Source organism: Brevundimonas sp., from assembly GCF_036677305.1.
Classification (GTDB): domain Bacteria; phylum Pseudomonadota; class Alphaproteobacteria; order Caulobacterales; family Caulobacteraceae; genus Brevundimonas.
Window position 1 is genome coordinate 1 of sequence record NZ_JAKFEB010000211.1, and the last position, 8,418, is coordinate 8,418.

Here is an 8,418-nt window from a genome sequence, read left to right on the forward strand (position 1 = left end):
TGGATCGGCGCCGCCCCGCGCCAGCGCGGCAGCAGCGAACCGTGCAGGTTGAAACAGCCGAGGCGCGGCGCATCCAGCACCTCGCGCTTCAGGATCTGGCCGTAGGCGACCACGCAGGCGGCGTCGACCTCGAGGCTGCGGAAGGTTTCGATGGCCTCGGGCGTCTTCATGGACTCCGGCGTGAACACCGGCAGGCCCATGGTCTCGGCGAAGGCGTGGACCGGCGACGGCGTCAGCTTCTGGCCGCGCCCCTTCGGCCGGGGCGGCTGAGAATAGACGGCCGCGACCTCATGGCCCGAGGCGATGAGCTCGGCCAGCGACGGCACGGCGAAGTCGGGAGTTCCCATGAAGGCGAGGCGCATCCCGGCGCTTTGCCCTATGCGGGCCGCAGGGACAAGGCGAGGCGCCTGGGTCGGCTTCCTGGATTCATGGGCGCTGGAAGGCGATTCCGCTTCCTGGCCCCCGCCTGCTTGAGCCAGGTCGGGAACGCGCCGTCGTTTCCCCAACCCTTGCAGGGCGAAATGATAACCCGTTGGCGCGGATGACAAGCCACGGTAGCATTCGGTCGCAACCTGGAGACGGACATGTCGATCCTGCCAGTCATTCTGATGTTGGGGCTTTGCGCTGGATTTGCGGCGCTCGCGAAACGGCGTCCTGTTATCGAAGGACGACGCAACGGCCCAACGCTTTACCGCGGTCTCCATGCGGCGTTGCTTTTGGCCTTCGTCTCCCTGCTTTGCTGGCAGGTCTTCTCAATGGGTTTCGAGATGGGGGGAGACGTAGCCCGTCGCGACGCCCGCGACGAAGCGAGGGCTGCGGCGAACGCATGACGACGGTGATCACGGCGTAGCTGGCATGATGCCACTGCAGCGATCCAGCGGGTCCGCTGACGCGCCGCGTCTGTCCCGGCAGACGTCAGTCCCAGCGGGTCGAGACGCCGCCGCCTTCGTCCCATTCGCCGCCCGCGTCCAGCGCGTCGTCGAAGTCGAGCAGCCGGTCCAGGATGACCCCGGCGATCACGCCCATGGCGGCCACGCCGATCAGGGTCGCGACACTGGCCACCCCGACCTTTTCGTTGCGGGTCAGGCGGCGGCGGCCGGACGGGTCGATGATGCGGTCGCGCGAGCGTTTCAGACGGGCCATCAGGCGGCCAGCCTTGCGTTCTTCTTGACCTTGGCGATCGCCCGGTCCCGCTTCAGCCGCGACAGATGGTCGATGAACAGCACGCCCTCGAGGTGGTCCATCTCGTGCTGGATGCAGACGGCGTACAGGCCCTCGCATTCTTCCTCGACGGTCTCGCCTTCATAGTTCCGGTATTTCAGCCGCACGCGCGCCGGGCGTTCGACCTGGTCGAAATACTCGGGCACCGACAGGCAGCCTTCCTCATAGGTGAACAGCTCGTCGGACGCCCAGACGATCTCCGGGTTGACGAAGAAACGCGGATTGCGGCGCTCGGCGTCCCATTTCGCCCGCTCCTCGTCGTTCATTTCGGCGGGGTCGACATCGTCGGCGACGCCGTCCCTGTCGCCCAGGTCCATGACGATGACCCGGCGGGTATCGCCGATCTGGACGGCGGCCAGGCCGATGCCGGGCGCGTCGTACATCGTCTCCAGCATGTCATCCATCAGACGGCGCAGGTCGTCGGTCACCGGCCCTTCGACGGGGGTGGAGACCTGTTTCAGCACGGCCAGGTCGGCGGCGTTGTCGATGGTGAGGATGCGGCGTACGGACATGCCCGCGAGATAGGCGGGACGGGCCGAAAGATCAAGATTTCCCAGCAGCGCGCTGGGTTTTATGCCGACAGATGCGGCAGGGGCCGCGGCTTGCGGTCCTGATCGATGGCCACATAGGTGAAGACGCCCTCGGTCACGCGCACCGAGGCGGCCGAGCCCTTGTCGCGGGGCCGTTTCCAGCATTCGACATGGACACGGACCGAGGTCCGGCCGACCTTGATCACCTGGGCGTACAGCGACACCTCGTCGCCCACCGAGACGGGCTGGTGGAAGACCATGCCGTCCAGGGCGATGGTCACGCAGCGGCCCTGCGCCAGTTCGAAGGCCGGCGTCGCCCCCGCCAGATCCATGTGCGCCAGCAGCCAGCCGCCGAAGATGTCGCCCTCGGGATTGGTGTCCGCCGGCATGGCGATGACCCGCCCCACGGGCTGACCGGAAGGGGCGGCGGGAGGGGCGACGGGATCCATCAGGTCGACCTACTTCGAAACCGGAGCCTCCGACAACCGTCTCGGCGGTCGTTGCGTCGTTTCAGGCGGCCCAGAAGCAGGGTGCGATACACTGCGGCCCGCGCGAGAAAACAGGCTGGGGTGCGAACAGCTCCTGGCTCAGGGGCCAGATGTGGAAGGGCGGCGGTTCACCGAAATACAGCCGGTAGTCCACGAGAAAACGGACATAGCGCATATCCACGCCCTCGCCGTCGCCGCCGCCGTCCGGTTGATGATGGAGGTACTGTCCGAAAACGGCCTCGCACAGATCGTGATAGAACTGAGTCCGGAGGATCGCGGCATGCCAGTATTCGTCGAGGACGCCGCTGATGCCGTACTGGGAGCGGTTGAGCCGGATCAGGAAGAAGTAACGTTTCAGCTCCTTCTCAAGAGCTTTGACCGCCAAGGGATCCAGCCCCTTCTGTGCAGCGAAGGCAGCGTTCATCTCCGAGAAGTCTTGATGTTCGATCATCTCAAGAAGCGATTTTTGTTCCGAAATATGCACTGAAGCCCTCCGGATGTCCCAAGCTTGAACATGGAATGAGACATGCCGCGCGGGTAAACGCAAGCGCGGTTGCTCGCTATGCGAGTGAGGGGGATATGGGGGAAGTGGCGCACCCGAGAGGATTCGAACCTCTGACCCCTGCCTTCGGAGGGCAGTACTCTATCCAGCTGAGCTACGGGTGCGTCGGCGGCGAAACGCCGGACGAAGGGCCTTACAGCAGGACCGCGTCGCCCTCAATCCCGAATGCGCCACCCGCGAACCAAAGCCGCCGGGGACGATTTACACGGTTCCGGCCCGGCGCGTCGTGATCTAGCGTGCGCCCGCTTCGCCGATGGAGGTCCCCGATGCGCGCCTTTCTGCTTGGACTGCTGATGCTGGTGGGCGCCTGCGCCACGGCGCCGACGCCCGCGGCCGATCCGACCGGCGACAGTCTGGACGCCATCGCCCGGGACTATGTCGCCCTGATCCTCGAGATCGGCGAGCGCGAGCCCGGCTATGTCGACGCCTACTACGGTCCGGCCGCCTGGCAGGAGGCGGCGAAGGCCAACCCCCGCACCGTGCCCCAGCTGATCCAGGGCGCCGCGACCCTGACCGCGCGCCTGAACGCCGTCCCGACCCGGGGCGCCGAGCCCGTCGTGGTCCAGCGCCGCAAATATCTGCTGGCCCATGTCTCGGCCGCCTCGGCGCGGCTGCGCATGCTGTCGGGTGAGAAGATGAGCTTCGCCGACGAGGCCGAGGCCCTGTTCGGCATCCGGCCCGAGCTCTTGCCGCTCTCGACCTGGGATCCTGTCCTGGCCGAGATCGACGCCCTGCTGCCGGGTCCCGGTTCGCTGGCTGACCGGGTCACCGCCTTCAAGGCGCACTACGTCATTCCGAAGGACCGGCTCCAGCCCGTGATGGACGCGGCCATCGCCGAGTGCCGCCGCCGCACCGTCCGCCACATCGATCTGCCCGCCAATGAGCGGTTCACTCTCAGCTTCGTCGGCGACAAGCCCTGGTCGGGGTACAACTACTACCTCGGCGACGCGGCCAGCCGGATCGAGATCAACGCCGATTTCCCCATCTACACCGAGCGGGCGATCGACCTGGGCTGCCACGAGGGCTACCCCGGCCACCACGTCTACAACGCCCTGCTGGAGAAGACCTTTGTGCGCGACCGCAACTGGGTCGAGATGAGCGTCTATCCGCTGTTCAGCCCCATGTCCTTCGTGGCCGAGGGCAGCGCCAACTACGGCATCGACCTGGCCTTCCCGGGCGACGAGGGCACGGCCTTCGAGCGCGAGGTGCTGTTCCCCCTGGCCGGCCTCGATCCGTCGACGGCGGAGAAGAAGGCGCAGCTGGGCGCCCTGCAGCGCCGTCTGGCGCGGGCCGAGTACACCATCGCCGACGACTATCTGGCGGGCCGCGTGGGCCGCGACGAGACCATCGCCCGCCTGTCGAAATACACCCTCGCCGACCCGGCCAAGGCGGCGCAGCGCCTGCGTTTCATCGACACCTACCGCAGCTACATCATCAACTACGGCCTCGGCCGCGACGTGGTGCAGGCCTGGGTCGAGCGGCAGGGGCCGAACCGCTGGGACGGCATGGAGACCCTGCTCTCAAGCCAGATCCTGCCGGTCGACCTGCTGCCCTGATGCCCGAGCTTCCCGAGGTCGAGACCGTCCGGCGCGGCCTTGAACCGGTCCTGACAGGGGCGCGGCTGACGCGCGTGCGCCAGAACCGGCCCGACCTGCGCTTTCCCTTTCCCGACCGGTTCGCCGGCCGGCTGGAGGGGGCGACGGTCCAGCGGATCGACCGCCGCGCCAAATATCTGCTGATGCCCCTGTCGACCGGCGAGACCTGGGTGACCCATCTGGGCATGACCGGGCGCTTCACCCTCGACGGCGAACAGCTGGGCGAATTCGAGGAGGCGGCGCCCGTCGCCGGCAAGCACGAGCACGTCAGCCTGTGCGCGGTGAAGGGGAAGGCGGCGACCCGTCTCGGCTTCGCCGACGCCCGCCGCTTCGGCTTCATGGGCCTGATCCCGACGGCGGAGGTCGAGGCCCATCCGTGGTTCGCCGGCCTCGGCCCCGAACCGCTGGGGAACGGCTTCTCGGGCGCCCATCTGGCCGAGGCCTTCGCGGGCAAGAAGCAGAACATCAAGGTGAGCCTGCTGGACCAGCGCATCGTCGCGGGTCTGGGCAATATCTATGTCTGCGAGGCCCTGTACCGCGCCCGCATCTCGCCCCTGACGGCGGCGGGCAAGGTCTCGAAGCCCCGCCTTGAAACGCTCGCCTCCGTCGTCCGGGACGTCCTGAACGACGCCATCGCCGCAGGCGGCTCGACGCTCAAGGACTTCGCCAACGCCGACGGCGGGCAGGGCTATTTCCAGCACCGGTTCGACGTCTATGACCGCGAGGGAAAGCCCTGCCTCGGCGAGGGCTGCGCCGGCGTCGTCAAACGCGTCGTCCAGGGCGGACGGTCCACCTTCTGGTGCCCGAGTTGTCAGAAGCGGTGAGGGAAGGGATGAGGGATTAGGGATTAGGGACTAGAGAGCTCTCACTCTCATCCCTCATCCCTCATCCCTATTCCCTCCCATGACCCACCGCATCATCCTGTTCCGCGGCATGAACACCGGCGGCGTCCGCGCGCCGGTCGGCGAGCAGCGGGCGATGGCCGAGGCCATGGGGCTGAAGAACCCGCGCACACTCGCGGCCAGCGGCAATCTGGTGGTCGAGAGCGGCAAGGGCGCCGAGGCGCTGGAGGCTGATATCGAAACCGCCATGGAGAAGACGTTCGGTCTCAAGGTCGCGGCCATGGTCCGCACGCCCGAACAATGGGCGAAACTGATCGCCGCCAACCCCTTCCCCAGGGAGGCCGCCGCCCACCCGGCCAAGGTCGTCGCCATGGTGATGAAGGAGGGCGTCAAGCCCGGCGGGCTGGAGGCGGTCCAGGCCCTCGCCCGCAACGGCGAGCGGGTCGAGGCCGTCGGCGATGTCCTGTTCTTCTGGTTCCCCGACGGGCAGGGCCAGAGCGAGATCTTCAAGAAGGCGACGCCGCGCATGCTGGGCATGGGCACGGGCCGAAACTGGAACACGGTTCTCAAACTGGGCGAGATGGCGGGCGCCGTCTGAGGCTTATCCCGCAGGCGTCCGGAACCGCAGCGCTCGGAAGCGGTTGTGGCTGCAAGGTAAAAACCCTTGGAGGGAAGCCATGACCGACGCCCATTTTTCCAACCCGATTCACCACCCGCTTCACACCCTGATCTCCTGGCCGGCCGTCATCGCCGGCGGCATCGTGGCCGTCGCTGTGGGCGCCATGCTGAACCTGCTGGGCGTCGCGCTCGGCGCCTCGGCCTTCAATCCCTATGAGTTCGGAGGCGGCGACGCGTCCGGCTTCACGGCCGCCGCGGGCATGTGGATGGCCTTCGCCAACGCCATCGCCCTGTTCATCGGCGCCGCCGTCGCCACCCGCGCCGCCAAATACGCCGACCACCACAAGGGCGCCCTGCACGGCCTGGCCGTCTGGGCCCTGGCCTTCCTGCTGGCCATCACCATCGCCAGCGCGGCCGGCGCCGGCGGCGCGGCGGCCCTCATAGGCGGCGAGGCCGCTGACAGCGACGGCCGTTCGGTCGTGACCGACATTGCGCCCGCCAGCCGGGTGATCGAGGGCGAGCTGGTCGCTCCGGTGGTGGTCCAGCCTTCCGCCCCCGCCGTCGCCGAAGACGTCGCCGACACCACGGCCATGCTGGCGCTGTGGGGCTTCCTGACCATGCTGATCGGCGCGATCGCCGCGATCTTCGGCGGCCTGTACGGCGGCCGCAACCATCGCTGGATCAACAAGGCCGTCGACAGCCGTCACGACGACGTTCGTCGTGAGGACGTCCGCCGTGAGGACATCCGCCCCGAACGCGCGCCTATCCTCTGATCGACCCCGGGGCGGCTTCGGCCGCCCCGACCTTGCGATGCGGACATCGGCGGGTCGAACCCGTAGAAGGGACGCATGAGCCATCGCCGCACCCACCTCTGGATCAGCCTCGTCGTCGGCCTCGCCGTCTGGGGCGCCTATTTCGTCCATTTCCTGCAGCTGATCCGGCGCGGCGAGACCGGCGGCCTGGCGCTGTGGTTCCTCGGCGCCCTGGCGGTGACCGTCGCCGCCGAGACCGTGGCCACCGGCCTGATCGCCTGGCTGTTCCGCCGACGCTCCCGCGAACTGGACGAAGGCCCCACGCTGCAGGCGGCGCTCAAGGCCAGCCATGTCGCCCTGATGCTGCTGATCGCCATGGCGCTGGCCGCCGCGGCGGGCCTCGCCTTCGCGTCGCTGTTCGGCTGGAGCTTCGATCTGTCCGGCGCGAAAGGGCAGGTCATCGCCGCCAATGTCCTGCTGGCCATGGTGGTGCTCGCGGAGCTGCTGCGCGCCGCCCTGACGCTGGCCCTGATCCCGCGGCGGTGACAGTCCGTGGCCGTGGCTGGTGGCGCGTGTCCACGAGCCGGAGAGGGATTCCCGGCTGCACCGTTGCGTCCCGGACCGCTAGCCACTAGCCACGAGCCACCAGCCACTCCGAGAGCTCCCATGTCTGACACCCCGGACGCCTATTCCACCCTGCTCATCGAACGCCACGCCGACGGCTATGCGGTGGTGACCCTGAACCGGCCCGAGGCGCTGAACGCGCTGAACTCGCAGCTGTTCAGGGATCTGGCCGCCTTCCTCGACGCGGTCGAGCATGACGACAGCGTGCGCTGCCTGATCCTGACCGGCTCGGGCGACAAGGCCTTCGCCGCCGGCGCCGACATCAAGGAGATGTCGGACCAGACCTACGCCGACATGTACAAGGTCAATTTCTTCGCCCTCGGCCACGACCGCATCACCCGCTTCCGCAAGCCGGTCATCGCCGCAGTCAACGGCTTCGCCCTTGGCGGCGGCTGCGAGCTGGCCATGCTGTGCGACTTCATCGTGGCCTCGGAGAAGGCGAAGTTCGGCCAGCCCGAGATCAACCTCGGCGTCGCCCCCGGCATCGGCGGCAGCCAGCGCCTGACCCGTCTGGTCGGCAAGTCCAAGGCGATGGACATGGTCCTGACCGCCCGCATGATGGACGCCGCCGAGGCAGAACGCGCCGGCCTGGCCAGCCGCGTCGTCCCCCACGAGACCCTTCTGGACGAGACCCGCAAGATCGCCGCCAGGATCGCCGCGCAGAGCCCGCTGGCCGTCATGGCCAACAAGGAGATGGTCAACGCCGCCCTTGAGACGACCCTGACCCAGGGCGTCCAGTTCGAACGCCGCCTGTTCCACTCGCTCTTCGCCTTCGAGGACCAGAAGGAGGGGATGGCGGCCTTCGTCGAGAAGCGGAAGCCGAACTTCACCGGGCGCTGAGCGTTGGGCTGGCAGGGAGATCTGTCATGCTCAAGCTCATCGGCGTCATTCTGGTTCTGGCCATCGGCTTCGGCGGCGGCTGGACCCTGCGCAGCTACCGCAACGCCGACGCCTGCCGCGAGGCGGGCGGCAGCATCGACACCAACCGGGGCATCTGCACCGGCGTGGGCGGGTCGGCAGGCGCGCCGCAGCTGACGGCGCCGTCGGCATGACCGCAAAGCAGGTCCAGACTCGCGTTGACCCCCTGAGCCCTTTCCGCTATAGCCGCGCGCTCTTCGAGATTTCCCCGCCGTGGACCGTGCTCCGCGGCGTTTCCGTTCGTAAGGTTTGACTGATGGCCAACAAT

Annotated in this window: 13 protein-coding genes and 1 tRNA gene; 8 read left to right on the plus strand and 6 right to left on the minus strand. The window is 67.9% G+C overall.

Features of this window, described 5'->3' with window-relative positions; all coding sequences use genetic code 11:
* Positions 1-362: methionyl-tRNA formyltransferase (locus V6M42_RS12245; RefSeq protein ID WP_332678713.1), on the minus strand; the 362-nt coding region annotated here is incomplete at its 3' end.
* Positions 363-584: 222 nt separating this feature from the next.
* Here V6M42_RS12245 and V6M42_RS12250 point away from each other — a divergent pair.
* Positions 585-830, plus strand: a complete 246-nt coding sequence (locus tag V6M42_RS12250; protein ID WP_332678715.1) for a hypothetical protein — start codon at positions 585-587, stop codon at positions 828-830.
* Positions 831-915: 85 nt separating this feature from the next.
* On the opposite strand, the gene V6M42_RS12255 is transcribed toward V6M42_RS12250, so the two are convergent.
* The 5 genes from V6M42_RS12255 to V6M42_RS12275 all read right to left on the minus strand — a co-directional run bounded on the left by V6M42_RS12255 (position 916) and on the right by V6M42_RS12275 (position 2,905).
* Positions 916-1,143 carry a hypothetical protein gene (locus tag V6M42_RS12255; protein ID WP_332659107.1) on the minus strand — a complete coding sequence of 76 codons (228 nt, stop codon included), beginning with the start codon at positions 1,141-1,143 and terminating at the stop codon, positions 916-918.
* Positions 1,143-1,733, minus strand: coding sequence for a peptide deformylase (locus tag V6M42_RS12260; RefSeq protein ID WP_332659108.1), 591 nt, complete (start codon positions 1,731-1,733; stop codon positions 1,143-1,145). Before V6M42_RS12260 ends, V6M42_RS12255 begins: the two co-directional genes overlap by 1 nt.
* 59 nt (positions 1,734-1,792) lie before the next feature.
* Positions 1,793-2,200 carry an acyl-CoA thioesterase gene (locus V6M42_RS12265; protein ID WP_332678716.1) on the minus strand — a complete coding sequence of 136 codons (408 nt, stop codon included), beginning with the start codon at positions 2,198-2,200 and terminating at the stop codon, positions 1,793-1,795.
* Positions 2,201-2,261: 61 nt separating this feature from the next.
* Entirely contained in the window at positions 2,262-2,723 is a 462-nt protein-coding gene (locus V6M42_RS12270; RefSeq protein ID WP_332678717.1) for a hypothetical protein, read from the minus strand.
* Between the two features lie 105 nt (positions 2,724-2,828).
* Positions 2,829-2,905 (minus strand) — tRNA-Arg (locus tag V6M42_RS12275).
* Positions 2,906-3,067: 162 nt separating this feature from the next.
* Here V6M42_RS12275 and V6M42_RS12280 point away from each other — a divergent pair.
* The 7 genes from V6M42_RS12280 (at position 3,068) to V6M42_RS12310 (ending at position 8,284) form a co-directional block, all read left to right on the plus strand.
* A complete protein-coding gene (locus tag V6M42_RS12280; RefSeq protein ID WP_332678719.1) occupies positions 3,068-4,357 on the plus strand; it encodes a hypothetical protein in 1,290 nt (429 codons plus the stop codon).
* Positions 4,357-5,220, plus strand: a complete 864-nt coding sequence (gene mutM, locus V6M42_RS12285) for a bifunctional DNA-formamidopyrimidine glycosylase/DNA-(apurinic or apyrimidinic site) lyase (RefSeq protein ID WP_332678721.1) — start codon at positions 4,357-4,359, stop codon at positions 5,218-5,220. The genes V6M42_RS12280 and mutM overlap by 1 nt, the downstream gene beginning before the upstream one ends.
* A 79-nt stretch (positions 5,221-5,299) precedes the next feature.
* The gene (locus V6M42_RS12290; RefSeq protein WP_332678723.1) at positions 5,300-5,836 is read left to right on the plus strand and encodes a DUF1697 domain-containing protein; all 537 of its coding nucleotides are present in this window, start codon (positions 5,300-5,302) and stop codon (positions 5,834-5,836) included.
* A 79-nt stretch (positions 5,837-5,915) separates the two neighbouring features.
* On the plus strand, positions 5,916-6,629 hold the full coding sequence (locus tag V6M42_RS12295) for a hypothetical protein (protein WP_332678724.1): 714 nt from the start codon (positions 5,916-5,918) through the stop codon (positions 6,627-6,629).
* Positions 6,630-6,704: 75 nt separating this feature from the next.
* Positions 6,705-7,154, plus strand: a complete 450-nt coding sequence (locus tag V6M42_RS12300; RefSeq protein WP_332678725.1) for a hypothetical protein — start codon at positions 6,705-6,707, stop codon at positions 7,152-7,154.
* A 120-nt stretch (positions 7,155-7,274) separates the two neighbouring features.
* A complete protein-coding gene (locus V6M42_RS12305) occupies positions 7,275-8,072 on the plus strand; it encodes an enoyl-CoA hydratase-related protein (protein WP_332678726.1) in 798 nt (265 codons plus the stop codon).
* 26 nt (positions 8,073-8,098) lie between these two features.
* The gene (locus V6M42_RS12310) at positions 8,099-8,284 is read left to right on the plus strand and encodes a hypothetical protein (protein WP_332678728.1); all 186 of its coding nucleotides are present in this window, start codon (positions 8,099-8,101) and stop codon (positions 8,282-8,284) included.
* Positions 8,285-8,418: the final 134 nt, after the last annotated feature.